A 25,983-nucleotide genomic window follows, 5' to 3' on the forward strand; every position below is an offset into this window, starting at 1 on the left:
GCTTGACCGTGGCAAAATAGTTAAAAAACTGTTCTCTGCGGCAAGGAATCAATCTGCACGCGCGGCCTTGGCGGGGCGGTACGCTGCAAAGCTACGCTATAACGCGGGTTCTGCGGATTTTTTCTGTATAAAAAAACATAATGGGTGCGGGCTACCTCGCGGTTGCCGGTCCATTCAAGGGTGGTGGCCAATAAATACCGGGTGGCATCATCCAGGACCAAGCCTAGCTCCTGCGCTTTTTGAAAATGTTGGAGCGCCGCGCTGTACTGTCTTTTCTTGTACCAGCCTTTGGCCAGACCGGCATGCGGCTGGGGGCTGTCGGGTTCCAGGTCAATGGCTTTGGTGAAGCAGGCCATGGCGGTGTCAGTGAGGCGCTGGCTCAGGTAGAACTCGCCCAGGTGGTGCCACCAAAAGCCTTGCTGCGGCTGACGCTTCACCCCTGCCTGCACATACGGGATAGCTAGGTCAAACTGCTGCCGGGCGGTGTAAATGGCGCTTAACTCCTTATACGCTGGCAAAGACGTAGAATCCTGTTGCAAGGCTCTTTCCAGATTTACCAAGGCTTTGGTGGTATCACCGGTGCCGGCTTGGGCGCGGGCAAGCAAGACATAGTATTTGGGCTGGCCCGGACTTAAGGCAATGGCTTTGCTGCTGTGGCCCAGGGCCTGGTCATACTGCTTCAGGGCCACGTAAGTTTCCGCTAGAATGGCCTCTGACTCCGGGGTATAGTAGTTGTAGGTTTGTGCCTGCGCCATCATCTGCCGGGTGCCCTGGTAGTCGCCGCGTTGCAGCAAGATGCCTGCTTTCAGGAAATAAGCCTCGCCTAAGTCTTTGTCCTGGGCAATGGCCTGGTTAATGTCTACCAGCGCTTCTTTGGGTAGGTTCTGGGCAAGGTACAGCCGGGCGCGTTTCAAGTACCACTCAGGCCGGTCATTGCCTTGTTCCAGGGCTTTGGTGAGTTCGGCAATCTGGGTGGGCACGCTGCTGTCTACCTTGGTCATGGAAAACATGCGTTCGCCCTCTTTCACTTTCTCAGTACAAGAAAACGAGAGCAATACCAACGCATACAAAGACCAAAGGGAAAATCGCATTCCGGCAGATGAGTTTTTAATCCAGACGAAGATACGGCTTACCCGGAAATCTAAAACGTTTTCGGGCTCATTTCTGGAAATGAGCCCGAAAACGGAAATTTCGCCTCCCACTTTTTCAGTAGATACCTTTCCTTTTTTGTTTGTAAATATTCGGATTTCAGAAAAGTATTGAATCGATTTCTTAAAAATTCAACCAGGAGTTCCAAGTTGATTTCCGTTTTCGGGCTCATTTCTGGAAACGAGGCCAAAAACGGAAAGTGCCTTTATGGATTTATGGCCAGCGACATGCGCACGCCCCACAGCGGCGACTCCAATTCTTTGTAGGTAAGGCGTCTGATCAAATCCACCCGAATCAATTGGAAGATGTTCTTGAACCCTACGTTGGCTTCGGCGTACGGTGTTTTGCCCAGGCCTCTGAAATTTCCGGTTTCGGTTTGGGTCACGCCGCCTTCGGGTTTGTTTTTATCTGTGAGTCTGCCATAGAGCACCGCGCCGCCCGCCACCAACCGCACCCGTGATTTTTTAAGCAGCGGCAATCTGTTGGTCAAGGAAACGGCTCCCTCAAAGTGGTGGTCATAGCGCAAAGACACAAACTCATCAGTAGCGAAGGCGAAGAATGGCATCAGGTTATACCCGTGCAGAATGAAGAACGGCGTCTCATTGCCGGTGGGCACCTGCAGCAACGGCAGCGGTACGCGGTTGAACGTCTTTCCAGCCCTGAAGTAATATCGGCCATAGCCAAACACGCCGGTGTTCAGGCGCTGGTCCACTGAGAGGGTCACTTGCTGGTAAGACAGATCTGACTTCAATAAGCCCGTTAAACCCGCCGACAATTCCAGCCCAATCACCGGGGAATTGGAGTTGGAGATGGCTATTTTGTTATGGTGCCTGATCAACATTTTGCGGTCAGGCGAAAACCGGAAACTTAAGGTGATGTCGGTGCTCCGGAAACTGGAAAACCGGGCGTCGGTTCCTTCATTCACCACTTCGGCCATTTCAAACACCGGCCGGAATGTGCTATGGCGCAAGGTTAGCCGTTGCCTAAAGGTTTGAAACCACTCCCGTTCGCCCCAAATCTGGAAACGCTCCTGCTGGTACGGGAAATTCATCTTGCCCCACCTGAACGCCGAAAAAAACAAACTGTTCACCTGCGTGTTGTTCAAATCCATGGCCGCCGGCCCTACATCATTGAGGTAACTCATTCCCCACTCCGTCCAGCGTTCGCGGTCAAAAATATAGCGCACGTTCACCAGACTTTTAAACGATTTGTCTTTGGTGCCATAGGCCACGTAGCCGTTCAAAATCCAGTTGTTGTGGAAGTCTGACGTGGTTCGGCCGCCAAACTGAAAACGGCTGCCCTCCACTTTGTTGTACACGTACGCGCCAAACACCGGTCCCCATTCAAACTTGTCATTGACCTTCATGTGGCCTTCCACAATTACCCTGATGAGCTTTACGGTGCTCTGCACTTCGGGCAGTTGGTTGATCTGGTCAATGGCTTCCATGCGCTTGAGCTCAGCCGGTGAAAATGCCTGCGGCCTGATGGTCTGCCAATATGATTCTTTGTGTTTCAGCGCCGAGTCACTTATTTGGTGCGTGATGTTGAAGAACCCGTCTGGCTTGGCGGTTCCCAGCACAAGGTCTGAGTACTGCGTAATGGTCTCAATGTAAATGCGCACGTCTGTGCCCGGCAAGCCCGAAATCTGGAATTTGCGCTTGCTGGACAGCGGCAACATGGTGGGGTATTTATCGTCCCAGGCCTGCACAATCTGGAGGTCACTCACAAAGTTGAGGCCTACGTCTTTGTTCATCTTGAGTTCAATGCGGCGCAAGGCAAAAGAGCTGTCGGCAATCCACATGTAGCCTTCAAAGGTGAGGTCCTGCGGACGCTTGGGTATGATTTTGAGCTTGTAGACTTTGCCGCTTCCGCTTTCCACGCTGTCTTCCAGGTCATAGTCATAATAGGCGTTCCAGCTATTGGCAATGGGGCTGATGAACTCCTTGTCAAACATGCGCATGAAGTTCTGGTTGAGCGTGAAGTGTTCAGCCTGCGCATTGATCAACTGCGAAATCTGGTTGTCATCGCCCTCAAAGCCCACGCTTTTCATCTTGCTGGCCACCAGAACTTCCTTGCTTTTCCGGGGATCACGGGTGAAAAACGTCTCTTTCACGGTCTCGGTCTGGAAGATGGGCAAAGCGGCCTTCTTATTGGGATTGTCAGACAAGGCCACGCTGTCCAGGTACGGGGCGTAGCGCTTGGAGAAGCCTTTCTTTTTGTTTGTGGCATCGCGCTCCAGAATGCTCCCCTTCATAATGGAATAGGTTCTGAACTGGGCCGAAGGTTGGTTCTCTGGCAGGTACAGGTGTTTCTTCTTGGCGGCTTCGCGCACTATTCTGAACGCAGGGTTTTCGCGGGGTCTCACCACAATTTCCTGGATGGCGTAGCTTTGGCGCACCAGCTGAATGTTCCCGTTTTTCTGCAGTGCTTTGGTTGATTTGGTGATGGCCGAATACCCCAACAAGGTAAACGTGACTGAATCTGAAAGCGAGTAGGATTTTATTTCATACGCCCCCGCTTCATCTGTGAAGGTGGGCACTTTGGCTTTATATAAATGGACGGTTACGTAGTCCAACGGTTTCTTAGAATCAGCGTCCACCACTTTGCCTCTGATAGGCGCATTCTGGCCCACCGCCGACAAAGCACTCCACAACAGAAGGACAGGTAATAAGAGATTTTTCACAAAGCTAATATTGAAAAGCAAAGATAGAATTTGTAATGAGTTACGGTAAGCATCAATGGATTACTATGCCCGCAGAGCCTATAAATACCCAGAAGTGAGTAGTCTCTGGCGGGTGCTTCTTTTGGGGGAAAAGAAGAATTCTCCTACAATAGACAGTCAACAGAAGAAATCCCCTATCAACTTAATAATATTTTTTCAATTTATCAAAAGCTTCAAAACCTTTCAACTGATAACTATTTAATATTTAACCAGTTAATACCACTCATTACGCTTATTAATTTATCACCAGATGGCACGTCTTCGTTTTTGGGCTCTAAATTCAAAATAAGCGCCAAAACCTAATGAATCCTTCTGATGTCATGATACTAGCACTGACATGAATATAAGTTACCTCTTTTCTACCGATAGGTAAACCATTGCTTTGGTATTGGTTATGCTTTATTCTTTAACCTAGCAAAATGAATTTTAACCTTACTTCTAACATGAATTCCGTTCCCTTCCTCCTTGGCAAATCCTATCCAAAAAGGACAAGTAATTTCTTCTTATAAAAGTTCGGTATTATTTGACAAATGGGCCACCTGGCAATGAAAGCCGCCACGCTTCTTAGGCACATAAATGGGTTCCGTCTTCGGGCTCATTTTTGGAAATGAACCCGAAAACGGAAAGTACCCAAGGTAAAGGCTAAGCTAAAGATACATTGTTTAATTGAAAAGAAATGCAACTAATATGGCACTGCCCTTAAGCATAGTTCGCTTCTTCTTAAGTAGATTTATAAACAGAGAAAGGCGCCTTATGGGCGCCTTTCTCTGTTTATAATAGGTGTAACCTTATGCCCTCACTTTCATGACTTCCTGCAATAGAAGGCGGCATCTTCTGCTCAGTTCCAGGTCTTCTGAGGTGACCAGCTTTTGGTCAAGGGCCTTCTGCAAGATAGAGATGCATTCATTGGTTTGGTCGGCATCATGCAGGACACGGGCCAGGTCATAGTAGTAGAGCAGGTTGCTGGGTTCCAGTTCAATGGATTTGTAGATGGCGGTAATGGCTTCCTGGTTGGTCACGGTCAAGAGATCCTGCTGCGTGAACAACTTACTGGCCGCGCGCTCTGCAAATGACATGTTGGCCACCTTGTAGTTCCACCGGCCCAGTAAATGCCAGGCACCGGAGTGCATTGCATCATAAGTAAGGGCGCTCTGCAGGTAACGCTTGATCAAGACCAAATGCTGCATGCGCTGTTTGAGCGAAGACGTCTGACTCAGCAAGCTTAAAGACAAGGCCGTGACAAAGTTAGCCTCGGCGTGGGTGCTGTCAACGGCCAGGGCGCGTTGCGCATACCCTAGAGATTTCTGGAAATAAATGCCTTTGTAGGTGTCATCGCCGTACCGGTTGCCAATGCGGCCGCAGAGAATGCTGGCTTTGCACAGGGCTTCCTGTTGCGCTGGGTCCAGGGCCAGCACCAGCTCAAACTTCTCCAGCGCCTCGGTGTCCTTGAATTCCCGGTACAGCTGATTAGCCTCCCACAACAGCTTATCTGAGCCCAGGCCACCAGCTTTGGCAGCCTGGGGAGAAACGCTAATTAGCAAGACCAGCAGATAAACTACAGTAAAAATGCTTCGCATGCTTCCCATTCTTTATATTGTCTAAATGCAGGATTGGGGAAGCTACGAAAAAGCATTGTAAATTCCTAAAAGAGATTGAGTTGCCTTTTTTCTTTTTTAGGGGCTTTTTCAGGTTCCCCAATTTGTTCACTTTCTACGGAAGCTACCTCTAATGGTTGTTCCCGCTGCAAATCAAGGATTACTTCGTCTCCACTGGAAAAAGATGGCTCAATTTTAGGAATAAATATTGCCTCTACTTTACTATTCTTTACTGCTTTAATCCCATTTTTGCTTTTAATTGGCTCCTTGGTCTCTGGTTGTTCAATGGTGATGCTGAAAATCTTGTAGTAATTCAGTTTGTTCCCATTTGCCCGCCAGCCTTTCACGTCAATGAACTCGTTCAAAAGCAACACCTCAGATTCCTTCTCAGATTTTTTATCCCGTTGGAATTTAATCTCTGCCTTAGGTTCTGGGTTCACCGTGGCGGCCAGCAGTTTTGAGCCTTTGGCTTCACTGATGAAGATAAACCGCTTGCCTATGGTACTGGTCTCCACTACAAAACGCTTTACATAGGTAATCTTGGTTTCGCCGTCTGTGTACACCGCCGACACTACCAACTCTGGGGAGAACTTGTGAATCACCTCAATATTGGCCACGTCATAATGGTTAGACAACTCAAACGAAGTCAGTTCATAAGACCCGTCTTTGTAAATCACCAGAATGTTGTCGTCGGTATTAAACGAACCCAAGTAACGACCTCTGTTTTCGGTGTTCAAACGGCCAATCACTTCATCATAGTAGATTTCACGTCCGCCACGGGTTGATTCACCCAAGGCTTTCTGAGTTACTTTCTTGATTGGGTGCTTGGTCACAATATTCCCCTGAGAACCTTTGCCCTTGATCAGTAATTCAGCGAAGTCAAAGTCGAACTGTTTCACTCTGGCGGTACTGGCCGGTTGCAAAGTAATGGTCACCAGTTCAGATTCAGAGTTAGGGTTGGCCGTCAGGTACACCACTTTGGAGTTTTTCTCGCCTTTGGTCAAATCATACTCTTTGTCACGAGTGATGGACGTCACGGCAAAGCGCTTCGCGAAGGAAATGCCGGTTTTACCATCTACATAGATCATGTTGTAGACCATGTGCTCGTCATTCTTGTTATAGACCCCTAGGTGGATGATATCTTTCCCCATGAAAAGTTTATCAGAAATGCGGCTCACCATAAATTTGCCATCCTTCCTAATGGCAATGATGTCGTCCATGTCTGAACATTCACACACCATTTCCACATTGTCGTCTTTCTTGAGGCCATACCCCACAAAACCATCTTTGCGGTTCACGTACAACTTCTGGTTGGCCACCGCCACCTTCTGCGCCGACACCACATCAAATGTTCTGATTTGGGTTTTGCGCTCTTTGCCTTTGCCATATTTGGCCAACAAGCCCTCAAAATAACTAATGGCGTAGCGTGTCAGGTTCGCCAGATTATCGGCCACTTCAGCCATCTCGTCTTCCAGCTTTCTAATAAATTCATCTGCCTTAAAGGCGTCAAACTTAGAGATGCGCTTGATTTTGATTTCCGTCAGGCGGATGATATCTTCCTGGGTAACCTCGCGGCGAAGCAAGGGTTTGAACGGGTTCAAGCCTTCATCAATGGCTTGCAACACGGCTTCCCAGGTCTCACACTCCTCAATGTCTCGGTAGATGCGGTTCTCAATGAAGATCTTCTCCAAGCTGCTCTGGTGCCATTTGTCTTCAAGCTCGCCCATGCGTATCTCCAACTCGCGCTCCAGCAACCGCACGGTTTTCACCGTTGACATGCGCAGGAGTTCGTCCACGTTCAAGAAACGGGGTTTGTCTTCAATGATCACGCAGGTGTTGGGCGAAATGGACACCTCACAGTCTGTAAAGGCATACAGCGCGTCAATGGTCAAGTCAGGTGAAATTCCGGGCGGAATGTGCACCTGAATTTCAACAGCAGCGGCGGTATTATCCACCACTTTCTTGATCTTGATTTTGTTGTTCTCGCTGGCCTTGACAATAGATTCCATCAAAGCGGTGGTGGTGGTACCGTAAGGCACATCTTTGATCACCAGCAAGGACTTGTCAACTTTCTCAATGGTGGCGCGCAGCCTGATTTTACCGCCTCTGCCCCCACCGTTGTAATTGGTGAAGTCCGCCAACCCGCCCGTTGGGAAGTCAGGCAATAAAGTGGTTTGTCTGCCTTTCAGCACGTCAATGGAGCCTTTGATCAATTCCCGGAAGTTGTGGGGCATGATCTTGGTGGACAAGCCCACGGCAATACCTTCCACGCCTTGCGCGAGCAGCAACGGGAATTTCACTGGCAAGGTCACCGGTTCGTTCTTGCGGCCGTCATAGCTCAATTGCCACTCAGTGGTTTGGCCATTGAACACCACGTCCAAAGCAAACTTAGTCAAACGCGCCTCAATGTAACGCGGGGCCGCCGCGCTGTCACCGGTACGCACGTCGCCCCAGTTTCCCTGGGTTTCAATCAGTAAGTCTTTCTGGCCCAGGTTCACAATGGCATCGCCAATAGACGCGTCACCGTGCGGGTGGTACTGCATGGTCTGCCCAATCACGTTGGCCACTTTGTTGAAACGGCCATCGTCCATCTCTTTCATGGCGTGCATGATGCGGCGCTGCACTGGTTTGAAACCATCTTCCAGGGCAGGCACGGCCCGTTCCAGAATTACATAAGAGGCGTAGTCCAGAAACCAGTTTTCATAGAGCCCAGAAACCGACGTGATGTCATGGATGACTTCATCAGCGGCTAGTTCAGTTCCCAGTTCTAAGTTATTCTCGTTTTCCAATTCTTCGTTAAGCATAAACCTCCTCTACTATATCTTTCTCTATTTTGAGATTCTCAATGATAAACTGCTGGCGCTCCGGCGTGTTCTTGCCCATAAAGTAAGACAGCATCTTCTGGATGTTCTCGCCGGTTTTGCCCATGATCACCGGCTCCAGCCGTATGTTGTCGCCAATGAACTTGCCAAACTCTTCCGGTGAAATCTCACCCAGCCCTTTAAAGCGCGTAATTTCTGGGTTTTTGCCCAATTTTCTGATAGCGTTCTGCTTCTCCTGCTCGTTGTAGCAGTAGATGGTCTCTTTCTTGTTGCGCACCCGGAACAAAGGCGTTTCCAGGATGTACAAGTGTCCGTTTTTCACCAGGTCTGGGAAGAACTGCAAAAAGAAGGTCATCAACAGCAACCGAATGTGCATACCGTCCACGTCAGCATCTGTTGCCACTACCACGCGGTTGTAGCGCAAGCCTTCCAGGCCTTCTTCAATGTTTAAAGCATGTTGCAGCAGGTTGAATTCCTCGTTCTCATAGACCACTTTCTTTTTCAGCCCGAAACAGTTCAACGGTTTCCCGCGCAAACTGAACACCGCCTCTAACTCTACGTTGCGGGATTTGGTGATAGAGCCTGAGGCCGAGTCCCCTTCGGTAATGAACAAGGTGGTCAAGGCTTCTTTCTCTAAATCTTTGCTCTCCGCGAAGTGGAAGCGGCAGTCACGCAGTTTCTTGTTGTGCAGGTTGGCTTTTTTGGCGCGTTGGTTGGCCAGCTTTTTAATGCCCGCCATGTCTTTGCGCTCGCGCTCACTTTGCTCAATGCGGCGACGCAGGGCATCTGCCACGGTTGGGTTCTTGTGCAGGTAATTGTCTAGATGCTCTTTGACATAGTCATTCACAAAGTTCCGCACGGTGGGCCCTTCATGCGCCATGTTAATGGAGCCCAGTTTGGTCTTGGTCTGGCTTTCAAACACCGGTTCCTGCACGCGTATAGCCACAGCCGCCACAATGGAACCTCTTATATCTGTGGCGTCATAATCTTTCTTGTAGAACTCGCGCACGGTTTTCACCACAGCTTCTCTAAAAGCCGCCAGGTGCGTACCGCCCTGGGTGGTATACTGTCCGTTCACGAAGGAATAATACTCCTCGCCGTAATCATTGCCGTGGGTGAGCGCGAACTCAATATCCTCCCCTTTAATGTGGACGATAGGGTACCGCATGCTTTCCTCGGCAATCTTGCGGCTCAGCAAATCCTTCAAGCCGTTTTCAGACAAATACTTCTGCCCGTTAAAATGGATGGTGAGGCCGGCGTTGAGGTACACGTAGTTCCAGATCTGGTTTTCCAGGAACTCCGGAATGAAATGGTAATTCTTGAAAATGGTGTCATCTGGCACGAAGACCGTGGTGGTCCCGTTGCGCTGGGTGGTGTCCTGCAGGGGTTCGTCGTTCACCAATTCGCCGCGCTCAAACTCGGCTACTTTGGTTTTGCCGTCACGCACCGACTGAATCTTGAACTGGGCCGACAAAGCGTTCACCGCCTTGGTTCCCACGCCGTTCAAGCCCACCGATTTCTGGAAGGCGCGGCTGTCATACTTACCACCGGTGTTAATCTTGCTCACGCAGTCAATAACCTTACCCAGCGGAATGCCGCGGCCGTAGTCACGCACCACCACTTTGTGGTCAGAGATTTTGACTTCAATGGTGCGGCCATGCCCCATCATGTGCTCATCAATGGAATTGTCAATCACCTCTTTCACCAGAATGTAAATCCCATCATCGGGAGAGGAGCCATCGCCTAGCTTGCCAATGTACATACCCGGGCGCAGCCGGATGTGTTCACGCCAGTCTAAGGAACGTATACTATCCTCGTTGTAGGTAACATCAGTCAGTTCAGCCATAGGGAACTTTTGGGTTTAGTAGTATTGGGTAAAATAAATGAATTTTTGAATGTACATTGCCAGGGAGCTGGCGGCAACCAGGCAGCGCAAAGACAAATTTAGTCTTTAAATGCGGTTTTACAGCGCCTGGGCTTTGATTCAGCCTGCGTTGTTTTGCTTTTATTTGTAACCAAATGTGCCACTTTCAGGTTCAATGGAGAGCTGCTATTTGCTTATAAATTTAGCTATTTTTATCTGCTAAATCAAAACAAACAACCATTTTGCTAATTATTTTAGCTTTTTAGTTTCTTTCATAACCGTTAACACCTTTCTAACTTCTGCCTTGCCCCATGGAGCTAAAAATTCCCTCCTTCGCCAAGTACGTCCTGATTCTGCTGGGGCTGTATTTGCTCCTTTTTTTCCTGCAGACCTTTAGCTCCATTCTTATTCCTCTTTGTTTCTCGGCGCTGTTTGCCTTGCTCCTGCTGCCCATGACGCGCGTGATGGAGCGGAAACTGCCCAGGGCTTTGGCCATAACCATCTGCCTGGTGCTGGTGATCATAGTGCTGGCGCTGTTGGTTTGGTTTCTGTCTTCTCAGCTGGCTAGTTTCTCAGAGGAGTTAAAGGAAATCAACTCTAAAATCTCCATGCTCATTGCCAAGTTCCAGGGGTTCTTGCAGGAACAGTTCGGGATTAAGCCTACCAACAAAAATGAATTCCTGGAGAAAGCCATGGGCACCATTACGCAGAGCGGGACGGCTTTTTTGGGAAGCACCATTTCGTTGACCACCGGCGCACTTACCGTGTTCACGCTTATTCCCATTTACGTGTTCTGTATGCTCTATTTCAGAGACCACCTGCGCCAGTTCATGTTCCAGTTCATTGCCAACAACCGCCGCGGCTCACTCATGGACACTGTTGACAATATACAGCGCGTGGTGCAGGGCTATCTGTCGGGTTTGCTGATTGTGATCTGCATTGTGTCGGTACTCAACTCGGTGGGGCTGTTGGTCATGGGCGTGGAATATGCTATTTTCTTTGGCGTGCTGGCGGCCATTCTGACCATTATTCCTTACATAGGTATTCTGATTGGCGCGCTGTTCCCAGCGTTGTTTGTGCTGGTAGACACTGGTTCTATTGGGCAGGCGCTTATTGTGGTGGCTATCTTCGGGTTTGTGCAGTTTCTGGAAGGCAATTTCATCACGCCCTACATTGTAGGCTCCAGGGTGAGCATCAACCCATTTGCGGCCATTCTGGCCTTGATTATTGGCGGCGAAATCTGGGGCGCGCCCGGCATGATCCTTTCCATTCCCATCATCGCAATTCTCAAGGTGCTGTTTGACGCGTATGAACCGCTCAAGCCCTTCGGGTTTCTACTAAGTGACGTGCATCAGGAGAACAAAGAAAACAAGTTCCTTAAGAAACTCAAGCGTCAGAAAAATGAATAATCCCGTTTTGGGGCTCATTTCTGAAAATGAGCCCCAAAACGCCGCAACCAATTCTGTTAAACGCCAGTATATAAACATCTGTCTGCATAAGTAGCTGGCTCATTGGGACCAAGACTCCTGAAATTCAGTTAATGCTTTACTTACATACAGCCTTAAATTACATCAAAACCTGATACAGGAATTATAGATTTGGATATAGTGCCGCCCCGTACAGGGGCAAGAGAAAGCAGCCTTCTGGCTGCTTTTTTGGTTTCTGGGGTTTGCGTTTTCGGGCTCATTTCTGGAAACGGAGCCAAAAACGGGATAGCGTTAGCAAAGCTAAAAAGACTAGCTTTCCAGAGTATTGAAATGAAACGATATTGCCCGTAATTGAGTTAAGAAAGAGGCAGTGCTGCTGCCGCCTGAACCTTAAGAAACGCGCGTGTACGCCATCATAGACATTGAAACTACCGGCAGTCAGCCCGCCGATGACCGGATTACCGAGATCGCCATTTTCATCCATGACGGAGAGAAAGTGGTGGACCAGTTCCATTCGCTCATTAACCCGGGCCGCTCCATTCCTTTCTTTATTTCGCAGCTCACCGGCATTACCGATGACATGGTGCGCGACGCGCCAAAGTTTCATGAAGTGGCCCGCCAGATTGTGCAGATCACCGAGGGCAATGTATTTGTGGCTCACAACGTGCGGTTTGACTATTCCTTCGTGAAAAAAGAGTTTGCGGATCTGGGTTTCAACTTCCAACGGAAAACTTTGTGTACGGTGCGCCTGAGCCGGAAACTGATGCCGGGCCTGCCTTCTTACAGTTTGGGCAAACTGTGCCAGAGCATTGACATTCCACTGCGCATGCGCCACCGCGCCATTGGCGACGCCGAGGCCACCGCCGTACTGTTTGACCGCCTGCTCAAGATTGACGCTGATAAAGTAAATGCAGATCAGGACGAAAAGCTGGGCTCCGCCATTTCCCGTGAAATCAAGACCTCGCTCCTGCCGCCGGCCATCAGCAAAGAAATGGTGGACGCGCTGCCGCTGGAGGCCGGCGTGTATTATTTCCATGATGAGACCGGCGAGATTATTTACGTGGGCAAAAGCAAAAGCATCAAAAAGCGCATCATTCAGCACTTTAACATTGATTACAAGAGCAAGAAATCTGTGGAGTTCAAGAACCGCATCGCCAGCATCAGTTATGAGCGAACGGGTTCTGAGTTGGTGGCCTTGCTGTTTGAGTCTGATGAAATCAAGAAACGGAAACCGTACTACAACCGTGCCCAGCGCCGCAGCGTGTTCCATTCCGGCATTTACTCGTATATAGACCAGGACGGTTATCTGCGGCTTACGTTTCAGAAATCAAGGGATGCGGTGCCGCCGCTGCTCACCATGGCCAACCAATTTCAGGCCAAGAATTTCCTGCACAGCCGCGTACAGAAATACAACCTCTGCCAGAAACTCTGCGATTTGTATAAGTCAAACGGCGCTTGTTTTGATTACCAGGTGCACCAGTGCAACGGCGCCTGCGTGGGAAAAGAGGCACCAGAAGAATACAACAAGCGCGTGACCGAAGCCATGGACGCCTTTAAATATGACTACGGTTCCTTTGTGGTGATTGGCAAAGGCCGCAGCGCCGACGAGAAATCTGTGGTGGTGGTAGACAACGGACGTTACCTGGGCTTTGGCTACATGGACGAAACGTTCAGCGCCACCGGTCTGGAGGATTTCAAGGATGTGATCAAATATTACAATGACAACAAAGACACGCAGCAGATTATACGCGGTTACCTCAGAACGTCGCACAAAGACAAAGTCTTGATTTTTGACTGATTCCTGTTTTCGGGCTCATTTCCAGAAATGAGCCCGAAAACAGGAATTCTTTTAATGTAACCGGTGCCGCAGGAGCCAGCCTTCGCCGTTGAATTCATTGGCTTTGGGTGAATGCTCTCTCACTTTCACGGCTTTGTGCCGCGGGTATTCATTTCCGTCTTTTTCATCCAACACCAGAAGTTTAGCGCCGCCTTTCCAATTCTCCGGAATTTTCAGAACATCTGAGCCTTCGCCGCCAACCCAGGTAATGTCCATTTTATTGGGTCCAGTACCGCTTATTTCCAGTTCATCTGCTTTGCCCAGGCCAAACAGCTCAATGGATTTGGTCACGCCTGCTTTAAAGGTTTTCTGGTGCACCAGCGTGGGCGGGTCTTTTTTAGGGGAAGTCCAAAGCTGCACGGTCACATCGCCGTTTTCCAGGTACTGCACCAAGAACTTGTCTTTTTCATCGGTGCCAGGCAATAATACTTCTTTGTTCAGTTGCAGGTAAAATAAATCGGCGGCTCTGGCTAATTGGTCTCGGCGGGTTTTGAGTTTGGCGGTGAACTGCTTGGCGGTTAATTTCCTGATCTGCGGGGGCCAATTAAGCAACGCGTTTTCAATCACGGTGTCGGCCAGTTTCACCTGCAAGTCTTGGGCAATCTGTTGGAAGTCTTCTCGGGTGAGGTAGGCAAGAAAGTAGGCGTCCATGCGTTTAGAGGCGTTAATCAGCCCCTTTACGTTGGCCTTGCTGATGGTCTTGTCGAAACTCTGGTAATTGGGCTTGAACAAACTCACAAAAGCCGTGAGCACGCCGTCATGGAATTTAAAGAAGGCATGGTCCCGGTCGCGGGGAATGGCGCCATAGGTGGTCTTTCCTTCTTTTTCATGCACGCCCCAGCGCCATTGGTCTTCGCGGCGGCTCCAGTCACTCAGCCACATGTCAAACAACCGGCTGGTTAAGTAACGCCGCGCCTCCACCTGGTGGTTGGGGTCTTCCATCAATTTCTCGAAGGCTTTTTTGGAACTCACCACTTCCGCCGGATTCCCGAAACTCGCTTTCTTTTCCCAGTTGCCGTCGGGCCGTTCTTCCACCAAAGCCAGCGTGTTGGCGAACTCCGCCCTGAACTCGCCCAGCGCCGGGTCATCTGGAATAAACACCAGCGCCGGATTAGTATGGTACACGCCGGCCGCATTGGCCAGGTGCGGCACAATAAACGCCCCGTACGGATGAATCACGCTGGTTTGGTCACGCATGAGATTGGCTACAAAGGTTTTCTGTAAGCCTTTAGGCAACGCTTTTGACGGATCTTTATCAATGGAACGCAGCACAAATTCACGGCCCACCGAATCTTGCAGGCGCAGGTTTTTGGTCTGGAAACTTCCTCCTTGTTTAATGGGTGTTACGCCACCTTTGAATTTTTCTACCCAGAAAAAAGGCGCCGCTACCGGCTCGGCCCACACCTGCCGGTAATGCCGGCCCCACCAAAACCGGTGAAAGGCGTTTTTAATGTAATGCGGGCCCGCGGCCACCGTTACGGTAGAGTCTTTCTGTTGCGCGGTGGCAGCAACTGGTCTTAATACAGAAAGGAAAAACAGGAAAAACCAGAGGCAAACCCATGATGTTTTGCTGGCAACCGTAAACTTTATAAGAAAATTCATGTGGGTATTTATACTTAGAAAGCAAGTCAGAGGTTCAGCGGCCTTATTAGGAAAACCTTTATGGGGCGCAGGCGGTAAGGCAGAAAAGAAATTAGAACATGCAAAGAGTAATATACATCTGTCTTTTCCTTTCGGTGGCGTTGGTAACCAGCTGCGGCAAGAAAAACTATTTCCAGGAGTCAGCCTTGGCGGGGCCGGTTACCTCTGAGACCCGCGCCAAGTGGGATTCTGCCCTGGTGGTGGCCGGCAAACATTATGACCGCGGGTTCTGGCACCGGTTGTGGTGGGGTTCGCATTACCGTAAAGTCTGGGCACAACCGGTCCGGTTACCAGTGCTGGACCTCAAACGCATGCACGGCGGATTAGTGCCGCAGAAACTGGGCGGAGGTTTCCAGACCACCAGCCTTACCTTAGAAAACGAGAAAGGCCGCGAATATGCCCTTCGCAGCGTTGACAAAGATCCCAAAGACATTCTTCCCAAAGGCCTCCGTAAAACTGGGCTTACCAATCTTTTGAGAGACCAAACATCGGCGGGCTTGCCGTACGGGGCGGTGGTGGTGTCTGGGTTAGCCGAAGGCGCCAAGATTCCGCACAGCCATCCGCGCTACGTGTACATTCCTACCAACATAGAGAAACTGGAGAACATCTCGCCAGATTTTGAAGACAAGGTGTTTCTGCTGGAAGAGAAATACGAAGGCAAAGAAGCCCTTACCCGCTATTTAGGCAAAGCCAAAGATTTGGTGGATTCAGAGGAATTCCTGAAAAACAGATTCGCCAAACACTCTCACTTACCAGACCAGGTGGCTTTTGCAAAGGCGCGTTTGTTTGACGTGTTCATCGGCGACTGGGATCGGCACGAAGGCCAATGGCAATGGGCGGTCTATGACACAGGCTCGGTTACTTCATACGCCCCCGTTCCCAAAGACAGAGACCAGGCTTTTTTTAAATTTGATGACGGGTTTGTTCCTTGGTTGTTCAGCCGGCGGTGGGCGCCTTTGAGCAAAATGAAAACGTTTCACAAGGATGTGACTTCCGTGAAAGGCTACCTGCAAAACGCCCAGTTCATTGATGAACGCTGCCTGAACGAGGTGACCTTAGAACAATGGCAGGCGCTGGCGCAGGAATTACAGACCGGCCTCACTGACCAAGTTTTGCAAGATGCCATAAACCGAATGCCGACCGAAGTATATCCTTTAGTAGGCCCAGACCTTTTGAAAAAACTGAAAGCCAGACGAGCCCAACTGCCAAAAATAGCCCAGCAAATGTACCTCCGCTTCGCCAAAAACGTGGTGGTGCCGGGCACCGATGAAAAAGAAAAATTTGTGGTGGAGCGCCTGCCCAACGGCGACACGCGGGTACTGGTGTTGCAGGAAAACAAAGAGAAGAAAGAGCAGTCACAGTTAGTCTTTGACCGCGTGTTCAAGAAAGGCGAAACCAAAACCATTACGCTGCACGGGCTGGCCGCCTCAGATGAATTCATTATTACCGGTAAGGCAGACCGCGGCATCACCGTGCACATCTACGGCGGCATGGGTGAAGATGAAATTAAAGACACGTCCCACGTGAGCGGCTGGGGCAAGAAAACCAAAGTCTATGACACCCGCCAGGGCATGGTGGCCGAAGAAAAAGGCAAGGAAACCAAAATCTACAAAAGCAAAAATACCGTGGTACACGCCTTTGACCGTGAAGGAATCTAAATAAAATTCCCGTTTTCGGGCTCATTTACAGAAATGAGCCCGAAAACGGGAATTCTTTCGGAACGCAATATTAAGCAGCGTCCTTCTCCAGGGTTTCCAACATTCTTATCACAAATTCCTCGGTGCGGGATAAGTGGGGCTGCTCCTTTTTCTTTTTGGCGTCGTGCTTGCGCAGGTAATCAATGAGCTTGTCTTGCTTGAACAGGCTGGTCACTTCCGGGTGAATGTAATATTTGCTGCAGACGGTGGGCGTGTTTCCCAATTCTTTGGCCACCAATTTCACGGCTTCCTTCACAGATTTCTCTTTCTCCAGTTCGGGGTTTTCGTCTAGAATCTGCTCCAGGCATTCTACCATGAGCACGGTGCCGCCCCAGGTCCTGAAATCTTTGGCCGTAAACTCCTCCCCGCTCAACTCCCGAAGGTATTCGTTCACATCACCAGATTCCACAGCTTGCCGCTGGCCGTTTTCATCATAGTACTGAAACAAATCATACCCCGGAATGTCCTGGCATTGTTTCACCAGGCGGGCCAGCCGTTTGTCTTTGATGCTGATTTGGTGCGGCACGCCTTTCTTCCCCACAAATTCCAGGTGCAACTGGTCACCTACAATCTTCACATGGCGGTCGCGCAGCGTGGTGAGCCCGAAGGATTTGTTTTCCCTGGCATAGGCTTTGTTCCCGATTCTAATGAAAGAATGGTCCAGCAACTCCACCACAATGGCCAGAATCTTGCGTTTCTCCAGTTTCTTCAGCCGCAGGTCTTTCTCAATCTGCTCTCTAATGGTGGGCAACACCTTCCCGAAGGCCCGCATGCGCCCAAACTTGTTTAAACTGCGCACCGCATTCCATTGCGGATGGTACATGTATTGCTTGCGGCCTTTCTCATCCCGGCCCGTGACCTGTATGTGCCCGTTCGGCGAAGGACAGATCCAGACATTGGTCCAGGCGGGCGGAATCACCAGTTTTGTCAGGCGGTCCAGTATTTTGGCATCGGTTACTTTTTCGCCTTTGGCGGTGAGGAATTCGGTTTTTTTACCATTCTGCGCTCTGGTGAAACCAGGTTTGGTGTCTGGTATATAGCGCAGGCCCGCCTGCTCGGCGAAGGCTTTATAGTCAATGCCGGTTGATTCGGCGTTTTGGGGTTCTTCCATGGTTGGGATTAGTGGAATTTGTCATTTAACTTTTAAAACCCAGAAAAGTTATGGTTTCCATTTTCGGGCTCATTTCCGGAATGGAGCCCGAAAACGGAAAATACAGGGCAGTACGTTCTGAGCCGAGCGCCAGTCATATCAAATATGCGCCGCTTGCGTAGTAGAGTACAACTTATTTCTATATTGAGGCCTCCTATGAACGCATCCTTCTTCAAACCTACCTACGTTGGGCTATTGGCTCTACTTCTTTCCCTGGCTTCCTGCGGTGGCGATAAAAACGGGGACCTTGTCTTGTTTGGCATTGAAGAAGACTTGAAACTTGGCCAACAGGTGGCTAACCAGGTAGACTCCACGTACCGCGCCAAAGGCCAACTCCTGGACCGAAACTCTTCTGACCCCAAGATCAAAAACGCCTACGCCCACCTTGACAAAATAGTAGAGAGGCTGCTCAATTCTGGCGCGGTGAGCTACGAAGACGAATTCCCCTGGAAGGTGACCATCATACAAGACCCAGCCACCCAAAATGCTTTCGCCACGCCCGGCGGCCACATTTATGTGTTCACTGGCCTGATTAATTATCTTGACACCGAAGACCAGTTGGCCGGAGTATTGGGCCATGAAATTGCCCACGCCGACAAGCGCCACTCCATCAAACAATTGCAGAAGCAGCACGGCATGGCCTTCATCATGAACCTGTTTCTGGGTGAGAATGCGGGGCAGCTGGAGACCATTGTGGCGCAATTGGCCGGCCAGATGGCGGGCCTAAAATTCAGCCGAGACTATGAAAGGGAATCAGATAATTTTTCAGTGGAGTATTTGGCGGGCACCAACTATTACGCCTGTGACGGCGCCGCGGGCTTCTTCCAGAAAATGCAGACGCTGGAGCAAAAAGGCACGCCGCCCGAATTCATCAGTACCCACCCTTCCCCGGGCAACCGCGTGCAGGACATTCAAGCCAAAGCCCAGACCCAGGGCTGCCAACGCGAGGCAGCCGCCAATACTGGGTACCAGCAATTTAAACGCAACTTAGGTCTTTAAGCGCGCACGTTTCCTCAGAATCACTCAAGCACCTCATCAGGCATGGAAAATAACTGGAAAACCACCTTCGGCAATTTGCTGGAAAAAGCAGATGACACCCTGGACCTGTATATGCAACGGTTCAGGAACCGGCTGGGCTTGTACCATCCCTTGCACATTCTGCCTTACCGCAGCTACGGCACCGTGAATCGCCTGTACCTCAAAGGCCGCGTGCTGGCAGACAAAGGCATTACCTCTGCCGCTGACAATGACAACCTGCTCAAGAACCTGTTGAACATGTACCGCCGGTTTGAGAGCGATGAAGTGCGAGACGCCCGGTTGCAGGTGAATTTCCAGGATGAACAGTATGTAGTCACCACAGACCGAGAAGGCTATTTTGTGCTGAACCTGGCCCCAAAAACCCCTCTGGAACTGGAAGACATCTGGCATGAACTTGATATTGAACTGCTGGAAGCTGACATTTCTTCTTTTGTGCCGGGTATTAAAGCCAAAGCCCACGTGCTGGTTCCTCCACCAGACGCAGAATACGGCATCATTTCTGACATTGATGACACCATTGTGCTCACCTCGGCCACAGATTTGATCAGGATGTCACAGAACACGTTCATGAACAACGCGCGCACGCGGCTGCCGTTTGCGGGCGTGTCGGCTTTTTACCGGTCGTTGCAATTGGGTAGGAACGGAAAGCGCAATAACCCTTTTTTCTACGTGAGCAGCAGCCCCTGGAACCTCTATGACCTGCTGCATGACTTCCTGGACATCCATGATATTCCGGCCGGACCGCTTTTGCTGCGTGATTTTGGGTTGATGCAAAACAAATTCTTCGGTTCTGACCACATGAGCCACAAGTTCAAGGAGATTCAGAACATTTTTCTCACCTACCCGCACCTCAACTTTGTTTTGATTGGTGACAGTGGCCAGGAAGACGCGCCCATTTACCGCGAGGTGATCAAGCAGTTTCCGGGCCGGGTAATCTGCACCTACATCAGAGACGTGGAATTGCCTGAGCGCGCCGAGATTGTCACCAAAATAACCGAGGAACTCAAAGGCACCGTGGACATGATTCTGGTGAAAGATACCGAGCAGGCCGCCCGGCACGCGGCAGAAATGGGCCTCATTTACCAGGAAGAAGTGCAGAAAGTAGAAGAGCAGAAAGCCATTGACACCAGTGATGACGTGGGCACGGCCACGCACCAGGCACCGGAGCCCATCAGCAAAGACACAAGGAAAGTGGGGTAGACATGGCTTAACTTACTAAATCTGCGTATAGCTATATATTGCCTTTCCATGCCGTAAGTGGTATCTCTTATTCCCTGGGTCTTACTGTTGCTTATCATGGGTTCCTGTCTTTTTTGCGAAAGACAGGCAACGTACCTAGCACAACTTTTATGACCCCATGACAAACGAAAAATTCTTGCAGGCCATGCGCCTTTGTCAGTCTGGCCACACGCCCGCCTTTATTTTTCAGGAACTGGGTATTGACCCGGTACCGCTCACCTCAGATTCCCAGGACCCCATGGATGTCCTTTGCCCGGAACTCTGCCTTAAATTAAAAGAAAAAATCACCTTAGAACTTCCTTTGCCTGAAACCGAGTGATTTCCGTTTTCGGGCTCATTTCTGGAAATGAGCCCGAAAACGGAAATTTTTTTTTATTACCTCCTACCCTTCGCCTTTTTTAGTACCCCGTGCCCACCATGCCTGACCAACCTAATCAAAAAGAACAGATCAAAGAACTTATTAAGCTGAATGATGAGCTTGAAAACTATTTCCGGAACACCCTTATTCCGCAGTTGTTTGTAGACGCCAACCTCATCCTCCGGAAATTCACGCCCCCTGCCATGAAGCAGTTCCGGTTTACGCCAGACCACATTGGCAGGCCCATGGTGGATCTGGTGGACAACATTCAGTACTCCACCATTATTGAGAACATCAAAGACGTGATAGACTCAGAAGAAATGATGGAAAAGGAAATTCAGACCACAGACGGCAACTGGTTTCAAATGAACATCATTCCGTACCTGGTGCCCAAAGAGAAACGGGCCAACGGCGTGATCATCACGTTTGTGGACATCACGGGCCGCATGAAAAACCTGCGCGAGCTGGAGAAACTGAATGCCTCCCATGAGACCTTTATCTATGCCGTGACCCATGATTTGCTGGCGCCGCTCAACAACGTGGAAGGGCTGGTTACCTATTTTATTGACTTGGGCGAAAACCCGCAAGAGAAGGCATTGCCTGACGTACAGGAGCAGAAAGAAGTGAGCCGCCATTTGCATATAGCCCTGCAAACCATGCGCGGCATTATTCAGGACCTCACAGAAATCACCCGTCTGGAGGATAGCGTGGGCAAGAATGCCAAACCCGTAAATTTTGAGGAGATTTTTAACGAAGTGGAGCTTACCCTCAAAGAGAAAATCAATGAGAAATGCGCTGAGATCACGTATGACCTGCAGGTGCAAGAAATTATTTTCTCCCGCAAAAACCTGCGAAGCATTGCCTATAACCTATTAAGCAACGCCATTAAGTACCAGCACCCAGACCGTGTGCCCACCATACATATCAACAATTACAAAGTGAATGATTACGTGGTCATTTCATTCAAAGACAATGGCCGCGGCATTAACGCAGAAAACCAGGATCTCATTTTTCACCAGTTCGCGCGGGAGTTCACAGACGTGGAAGGCACCGGCATTGGGTTGTACTTGGTCAAGCGCATTGTGGAGCACGCCGGCGGCAAAATCACCTTAACCTCTGAAGTGGGAGAAGGCTCTGTGTTCAAAGTCTACCTGCCCATAGTGCCGGAGCAAAAGTAAGGGAAGCGAAATATTCTTCCCTTAACTGGAATGGTCAGCCACTATTTTCCATTGACCATCAATTTTTCTGAACAGTAAAGAGAAATGCCCTTCCAGGTTGCCCATGCTGCGGGCCAGGTGCCATTTGCCCACCACAAACAGAATATCGGGCGCTATGGGATTTACCTGGAGCAGGGTGAACGTTAGTTTTCCCATGGCTTCTGCGGACGGGTAACTTTTCTGATAGTTCTGCAAGGTCTTAGTCCAGCCGTAAGTTGGGCCGCTTTTACCGATGAATACCAGAGAATCAGATTGCCAATAGGGCTCCATGAAAGCCGGTAAATCGCCCCGGTTCCAGGCTTGGCTTTGAAAATCCATGATGGCCTGGATCTCCTTCTTGGCCGGGCCGCTCTGCGGAATTTTAGGGCTGCAGCCCACCATCAAGATGAAAAAAAATACTGGTAGATAGCGCATAGCGTAGAGATTACAACATCCAACCTTTAATGTACTCGGTGCCGCCTAACCGGCCCATGTTCCGGACAATGGCTCTTCTGCGGCGCAGGACGTAGCCTGTGGGTTTGGAGACTTTGTACCGTATGGGGTTAGGCAACACAGCCGCCAGCAAAGCCGCTTGTTGCCTGCCAATTTTGTCTGGGGTAGTGTTGAAATATTTCTGGCTCGCCGCGTGCACACCAAACACATGGTCGCCCATTTCGGCTATGTTGAGGTACACTTCCATGATGCGTTCTTTGCCCCACAACAGCTCAATCAGAAACGTGAAATACATCTCCACTCCCTTCCTCAGGTAACTTCGGCCGTGCCAAAGAAACACGTTTTTGGCCACTTGTTGGCTGATGGTACTGCCGCCAACCACGGTCTTGCGTTTACCTGACATGTTCTTGTCAAAGGCCATTTTCATGGCTTTGAAATCAAACCCGCTATGCGACAAAAACAACTGGTCCTCGGCAGCAATGGCGGCCAAAGGCAACTGCGCCGACATGTCTTCTAATTCCACAAAGGTGAAATCTATCTCTTTTACTTGCTGGTCATTGGGCGACGGCTCTGAGCGCTTGGAAAGCATATGCAAGGTTACGGGCGGATCTACCCACCTATACGTGACCACCCAAAGCAGCGAACAAAGAAACAAGACCAAACACAGTTTCCCGAACAGGACCCTGGCGTCTCGCCATGTAAATGAAAAACTTGTCTGGGTTAGGGCCATGGCTGCGGAATTTAGGGTTACCTGGGCTGGGCTACAAATCTAAAGAAATAGTGGCAGCTTCTGGAATCGTTCTTACATTAGCGCCTTGTACTTTTCACTAATTCTATGAGTAGATTTCTGCCGCTCTTCCCTCTCAATTTGGTGGTGTTCCCTGGTGAGAAACTGAACCTGCATATTTTTGAGCCCCGCTACAAGCAACTAATTACGGAGTGCCAAGCAAATGGCACCACCTTCGGCATTCCGGTTGTGCTGGACCATGGGATTGGTGAATACGGCACTGAGATAAAACTGATTTCCGTGGAAAACACCTATAGCGGCGGCGAAATGGACATTAAGACCAAAGGGTTGGGCATTTTTAAACTTAAGGAATTTCACAAACAGATGCCGGGCCGCTTGTACGCCGGTGGCGAAGTGGAAGATTTGCACTTATTTGAGGACGAGGATGTCACCATGCGTGCCCAGGTTACAGAGCTGCTGCTGCAATTGTACAAAGCCCTCGGTATCAAAAACCTGATGCTCAACCTGCCACCCAATTTTAAGTCGTATGATGTGGCGCACCATCTGGGCTTTTCCATTGACCAGGAATACAAACTGCTTCAGTGCCTGAAGGAGTCTGAGCGCATGGCCCAGATTCATGCCCACCTTACCCAGATTTTACCGGTGGTGCTGGAGACGGAACGCCTGAAAGAACGGGTAAAGCTCAATGGTCATTTTAAAAGCCTGCCGCCACATAACTTTTAGGGTTGTTCAAAGGTAAGAGAGTACAAACCCAGCGGGATTTTCCATTGCCATGCTCTACCAACTTGTGTTTTTCTTTTTCCTGGCGTTTTTGAGTTGGATGGTTTGGGCCTATCTCCAGGAACGCAAATTCAGGAAAAAACCTTTCTACGGGTTGTCAGACATTGGGTGGCGCACGGTACTACCTCCGCCAGCATCACAAAGAAGGCATTCTATTGCTTTAGTGGGTGATATTGGCAATGCCGGACCTTTGGAGAAGGACCCTGTGCTGAAAAGCATACGTGCGTGGCAGCAAGAAGCCGGCGACCAAAGCACCCTTATTTTTTTAGGCGATAACATTTACCCAGTGGGCGTGCCGCCCGAAGGCCACCGCCACCATGCCCGTGCCATGGAACGCCTGCAATACCAATTTGAACTGTTTAAAAGCTACCAGGGCAAGGTCATTTATCTAGGCGGCAACCATGACTGGAACAAGGGCCGCCGCAATGGGTTTACCTACATGCTCCGGCAGCAGGAAATCATCACCCAGCATTTAAATGACCCACTGGCGTATCTGCCGCAGGGCGGTTGTCTGGGGCCGGTCACCTGGGAAATCAACGAACAGGTTCTGTTGGTGATCATTAATACGCAATGGTGGGTGCAAAGGGGCTTTAAGCCGCTGGGGCCTCAATTTGGCTGTGACTACGCGTCTTCGTCAGAATTTTTTGAGGCTTTTGAGAAACTACTGGAGGCCAATAAGCACCGGTTTATAGTATTGGCAGGCCACCACCCCCTGTACAGCAATGCCCTGCACGGCGGCAAGTTCACCGTGAAGCAGCACCTTTTCCCCTTAACGTTTGTGCATAAGCGGGCGCTGGTACCGTTGCCGTTGGTGGGTACCATGTACCGCTTGTATAGGCAATACGTGGGCGCCCATGAAGACATGTCTTTTCCGCCGTTCAAACGGTTCAGGAAGAAGCTTTTGAAGATTCTTCACCGCCACTCCCCTGTTTTCTACGTGGCAGGGCATGACCACAACCTACAGTATTTTCAGGTGAAAGGAAACCACTATGCAGTCAGCGGATCGGGGAGCAAGACCAGTTTTGTGGCCAAAGGCGGCAAAGCAACGTTCTCCCATGAAAACAAAGGCTTTTTAGTACTGGACCATTACCAGGACGGCACAATCTGGCTGCGGGTGCTTGAACCAAACCCACAAGGTGAAGGAAGTGAATTAGTTTTCAGGAAATGCCTGCACAAGATGGAAACTACTCCTCAGATTCTTCCTCAATAATTGGCAGCAGCACCTTTAAGCTTTTGGGCTGAACATTGAATTTCAATTCCTTGGGAAGTTCCAGCGGCTCCCCGTCTATCTGGGTCATTTCCCCGTCATGATTGGTGATGGTAGCCTCGCGCACACTGAACCGGTGGGTGTACACAGATTCATCAATGCTATCGGTATACATGCGGTATAATAGTGCCAGGCTAGAGGTTTTAGGGAAAGGCTCCAGAATACAGATTTCGAAAAGCCCATCGTCAATCACAAAATTGGGGTTGATGACCATGTTGCTCCCGAAGGCCTTGGCGTTGGTCACCGTGATCATGAAGGCCTCGCCGTCAAACAAAACCTTTCCGCCTGATTTAACCGTGTATTTTTTAGGTTCATAGGCTATGTATTCCTGCATGGCAATCCAGGCGTACGCTCCGGGCCCACGGGTATCTCCTTCACAGAAGCGCTTTACCACCAAAGCATTGAACCCCATGTCACAAAGATGAATGGACAATTGCTTGTTCACCAGCAGCGTGTCTATTTGTTGCACCCAATGCTGTTTGAGCAAGAAAAGCGATTCATCAAAATCCTGCGGAATGCCCAAATCTTTAGAAAGCCCGTTTCCAGACCCCTGCGGGATGATGGCCAAAGCAATGGAGGAGTTTATTAAAAGTTTGGCTGCCAGGCTCACCGTACCGTCACCGCCAATGGCGGCAACTATGCCTGGTGAAAAGGCTGTGATTTTTTCTTTCAAGTGTTTCTCATCCTGCTCGCCGGAGGTTTTATAAAACTCTGCAGTGAATTGATGCTGCCGACAGAAAGCCTGCACATCTTCTACCAGTTCCTCTTTGTCTATGTCTCCGGCAATGGGATTGATGACGAATAATATTTTGGTCATAAGTTGAAAAACGCTGGTTCTGTTTTCTGTTTTCGGGCTCATTTCCAGAAATGAGCCCGAAAACAGAAAACTGTTAACAAGTTGCAAGTAGGCACAGGTTATTTAATCCCTTCCCACCTACCTCAGTATTTTGATTACCGCGTATGCGACATTAAGTGAGTATTCTTCATTCTGCTAAGGTCA

The 25,983-nt window shown here is 49.8% G+C and carries 19 protein-coding genes; 9 read left to right on the forward strand and 10 right to left on the reverse strand.

Annotation, left to right across the window (positions count from 1 at the left end; all coding sequences use genetic code 11):
- Positions 1–20: 20 nt before the first annotated feature.
- The 5 genes from IMY23_RS04735 to IMY23_RS04755 all read right to left on the reverse strand — a co-directional run bounded on the left by IMY23_RS04735 (position 21) and on the right by IMY23_RS04755 (position 10,134).
- On the reverse strand, positions 21–1,091 hold the full coding sequence (locus IMY23_RS04735) for a tetratricopeptide repeat protein (RefSeq protein ID WP_192820982.1): 1,071 nt from the start codon (positions 1,089–1,091) through the stop codon (positions 21–23).
- 263 nt (positions 1,092–1,354) lie between these two features.
- Positions 1,355–3,832 carry a DUF5686 family protein gene (locus IMY23_RS04740; protein ID WP_192820983.1) on the reverse strand — a complete coding sequence of 826 codons (2,478 nt, stop codon included), beginning with the start codon at positions 3,830–3,832 and terminating at the stop codon, positions 1,355–1,357.
- A gap of 827 nt (positions 3,833–4,659) precedes the next feature.
- Complete coding sequence (locus tag IMY23_RS04745) at positions 4,660–5,448, reverse strand: hypothetical protein (RefSeq protein WP_192820984.1); 789 nt, start codon at positions 5,446–5,448, stop codon at positions 4,660–4,662.
- A gap of 65 nt (positions 5,449–5,513) precedes the next feature.
- Positions 5,514–8,270, reverse strand: coding sequence for a DNA gyrase/topoisomerase IV subunit A (locus tag IMY23_RS04750; protein ID WP_192820985.1), 2,757 nt, complete (start codon positions 8,268–8,270; stop codon positions 5,514–5,516).
- Positions 8,263–10,134, reverse strand: a complete 1,872-nt coding sequence (locus IMY23_RS04755; protein ID WP_192820986.1) for a DNA topoisomerase IV subunit B — start codon at positions 10,132–10,134, stop codon at positions 8,263–8,265. Before IMY23_RS04755 ends, IMY23_RS04750 begins: the two co-directional genes overlap by 8 nt.
- 329 nt (positions 10,135–10,463) lie before the next feature.
- On the opposite strand from IMY23_RS04755, the gene IMY23_RS04760 reads away from it, so the two are divergent.
- Positions 10,464–11,561: an AI-2E family transporter gene (locus tag IMY23_RS04760; RefSeq protein WP_192820987.1), complete on the forward strand. Its 1,098-nt coding sequence runs from the start codon at positions 10,464–10,466 to the stop codon at positions 11,559–11,561.
- 421 nt (positions 11,562–11,982) lie between these two features.
- Positions 11,983–13,377: an exonuclease domain-containing protein gene (locus IMY23_RS20290; protein ID WP_192820988.1), complete on the forward strand. Its 1,395-nt coding sequence runs from the start codon at positions 11,983–11,985 to the stop codon at positions 13,375–13,377.
- Positions 13,378–13,428: 51 nt separating this feature from the next.
- Here IMY23_RS20290 and IMY23_RS04770 read toward each other — a convergent pair whose 3' ends face one another.
- The gene (locus IMY23_RS04770) at positions 13,429–15,018 is read right to left on the reverse strand and encodes a hypothetical protein (protein ID WP_192820989.1); all 1,590 of its coding nucleotides are present in this window, start codon (positions 15,016–15,018) and stop codon (positions 13,429–13,431) included.
- A gap of 98 nt (positions 15,019–15,116) precedes the next feature.
- On the opposite strand from IMY23_RS04770, the gene IMY23_RS04775 reads away from it, so the two are divergent.
- Complete coding sequence (locus IMY23_RS04775; protein ID WP_192820990.1) at positions 15,117–16,715, forward strand: hypothetical protein; 1,599 nt, start codon at positions 15,117–15,119, stop codon at positions 16,713–16,715.
- 70 nt (positions 16,716–16,785) lie between these two features.
- Here the strand turns inward: IMY23_RS04775 and IMY23_RS04780 are convergent, their stop codons facing one another.
- Complete coding sequence (locus IMY23_RS04780) at positions 16,786–17,865, reverse strand: DNA topoisomerase IB (protein WP_192820991.1); 1,080 nt, start codon at positions 17,863–17,865, stop codon at positions 16,786–16,788.
- A 195-nt stretch (positions 17,866–18,060) separates the two neighbouring features.
- Between IMY23_RS04780 and IMY23_RS04785 the strand changes: the two genes are divergently transcribed.
- From IMY23_RS04785 to IMY23_RS04800, 4 genes are all read left to right on the forward strand, one after another.
- Entirely contained in the window at positions 18,061–18,903 is an 843-nt protein-coding gene (locus IMY23_RS04785; protein WP_192820992.1) for a M48 family metalloprotease, read from the forward strand.
- Positions 18,904–18,945: 42 nt separating this feature from the next.
- Positions 18,946–20,142 carry an App1 family protein gene (locus IMY23_RS04790; RefSeq protein WP_192820993.1) on the forward strand — a complete coding sequence of 399 codons (1,197 nt, stop codon included), beginning with the start codon at positions 18,946–18,948 and terminating at the stop codon, positions 20,140–20,142.
- A gap of 157 nt (positions 20,143–20,299) precedes the next feature.
- Positions 20,300–20,500: a hypothetical protein gene (locus tag IMY23_RS04795; RefSeq protein ID WP_192820994.1), complete on the forward strand. Its 201-nt coding sequence runs from the start codon at positions 20,300–20,302 to the stop codon at positions 20,498–20,500.
- A gap of 98 nt (positions 20,501–20,598) precedes the next feature.
- Positions 20,599–21,717 (forward strand): ATP-binding protein, encoded by a 1,119-nt coding sequence (locus IMY23_RS04800; RefSeq protein WP_192820995.1) that lies wholly within the window; start codon positions 20,599–20,601, stop codon positions 21,715–21,717.
- 21 nt (positions 21,718–21,738) lie between these two features.
- Here the strand turns inward: IMY23_RS04800 and IMY23_RS04805 are convergent, their stop codons facing one another.
- Positions 21,739–22,170 (reverse strand): DUF4440 domain-containing protein, encoded by a 432-nt coding sequence (locus IMY23_RS04805; RefSeq protein ID WP_192820996.1) that lies wholly within the window; start codon positions 22,168–22,170, stop codon positions 21,739–21,741.
- A 10-nt stretch (positions 22,171–22,180) separates the two neighbouring features.
- Positions 22,181–22,918 (reverse strand): monofunctional biosynthetic peptidoglycan transglycosylase, encoded by a 738-nt coding sequence (gene mtgA, locus IMY23_RS04810; RefSeq protein ID WP_192820997.1) that lies wholly within the window; start codon positions 22,916–22,918, stop codon positions 22,181–22,183.
- Positions 22,919–23,023: 105 nt separating this feature from the next.
- Between mtgA and IMY23_RS04815 the strand changes: the two genes are divergently transcribed.
- Together IMY23_RS04815 and IMY23_RS04820 are read left to right on the forward strand one after the other, a co-directional pair.
- Entirely contained in the window at positions 23,024–23,659 is a 636-nt protein-coding gene (locus IMY23_RS04815) for an LON peptidase substrate-binding domain-containing protein (RefSeq protein WP_192820998.1), read from the forward strand.
- 49 nt (positions 23,660–23,708) lie between these two features.
- On the forward strand, positions 23,709–24,926 hold the full coding sequence (locus IMY23_RS04820) for a metallophosphoesterase (protein WP_192820999.1): 1,218 nt from the start codon (positions 23,709–23,711) through the stop codon (positions 24,924–24,926).
- Here the strand turns inward: IMY23_RS04820 and IMY23_RS04825 are convergent.
- Positions 24,901–25,800: a diacylglycerol kinase family protein gene (locus IMY23_RS04825; RefSeq protein WP_192821000.1), complete on the reverse strand. Its 900-nt coding sequence runs from the start codon at positions 25,798–25,800 to the stop codon at positions 24,901–24,903. The two genes, IMY23_RS04820 and IMY23_RS04825, sit on opposite strands and share 26 nt — an antisense overlap.
- Between the last annotated feature and the right edge of the window lie 183 nt (positions 25,801–25,983).

The sequence above is a fragment of the Rufibacter sp. LB8 genome (assembly GCF_014876185.1).
GTDB lineage: Bacteria > Bacteroidota > Bacteroidia > Cytophagales > Hymenobacteraceae > Nibribacter.

Excerpts from the sequence above, each read along its gene's own strand:
- IMY23_RS04735 (WP_192820982.1), bottom strand. The coding sequence starts at position 1,091 with ATGCGATTTTCCCTTTGGTCTTTGTATGCGTTGGTATTGCTCTCGTTT.
- IMY23_RS04745 (WP_192820984.1), bottom strand. The coding sequence starts at position 5,448 with ATGCGAAGCATTTTTACTGTAGTTTATCTGCTGGTCTTGCTAATTAGC.
- IMY23_RS04750 (WP_192820985.1), bottom strand. The coding sequence starts at position 8,270 with ATGCTTAACGAAGAATTGGAAAACGAGAATAACTTAGAACTGGGAACT.
- IMY23_RS04755 (WP_192820986.1), bottom strand. The coding sequence starts at position 10,134 with ATGGCTGAACTGACTGATGTTACCTACAACGAGGATAGTATACGTTCC.
- IMY23_RS04760 (WP_192820987.1), top strand. The coding sequence starts at position 10,464 with ATGGAGCTAAAAATTCCCTCCTTCGCCAAGTACGTCCTGATTCTGCTG.
- IMY23_RS04770 (WP_192820989.1), bottom strand. The coding sequence starts at position 15,018 with ATGAATTTTCTTATAAAGTTTACGGTTGCCAGCAAAACATCATGGGTT.
- IMY23_RS04775 (WP_192820990.1), top strand. The coding sequence starts at position 15,117 with ATGCAAAGAGTAATATACATCTGTCTTTTCCTTTCGGTGGCGTTGGTA.
- IMY23_RS04780 (WP_192820991.1), bottom strand. The coding sequence starts at position 17,865 with ATGGAAGAACCCCAAAACGCCGAATCAACCGGCATTGACTATAAAGCC.
- IMY23_RS04785 (WP_192820992.1), top strand. The coding sequence starts at position 18,061 with ATGAACGCATCCTTCTTCAAACCTACCTACGTTGGGCTATTGGCTCTA.
- IMY23_RS04790 (WP_192820993.1), top strand. The coding sequence starts at position 18,946 with ATGGAAAATAACTGGAAAACCACCTTCGGCAATTTGCTGGAAAAAGCA.
- IMY23_RS04795 (WP_192820994.1), top strand. The coding sequence starts at position 20,300 with ATGACAAACGAAAAATTCTTGCAGGCCATGCGCCTTTGTCAGTCTGGC.
- IMY23_RS04800 (WP_192820995.1), top strand. The coding sequence starts at position 20,599 with ATGCCTGACCAACCTAATCAAAAAGAACAGATCAAAGAACTTATTAAG.
- IMY23_RS04805 (WP_192820996.1), bottom strand. The coding sequence starts at position 22,170 with ATGCGCTATCTACCAGTATTTTTTTTCATCTTGATGGTGGGCTGCAGC.
- mtgA (WP_192820997.1), bottom strand. The coding sequence starts at position 22,918 with ATGGCCCTAACCCAGACAAGTTTTTCATTTACATGGCGAGACGCCAGG.
- IMY23_RS04815 (WP_192820998.1), top strand. The coding sequence starts at position 23,024 with ATGAGTAGATTTCTGCCGCTCTTCCCTCTCAATTTGGTGGTGTTCCCT.
- IMY23_RS04820 (WP_192820999.1), top strand. The coding sequence starts at position 23,709 with ATGCTCTACCAACTTGTGTTTTTCTTTTTCCTGGCGTTTTTGAGTTGG.
- IMY23_RS04825 (WP_192821000.1), bottom strand. The coding sequence starts at position 25,800 with ATGACCAAAATATTATTCGTCATCAATCCCATTGCCGGAGACATAGAC.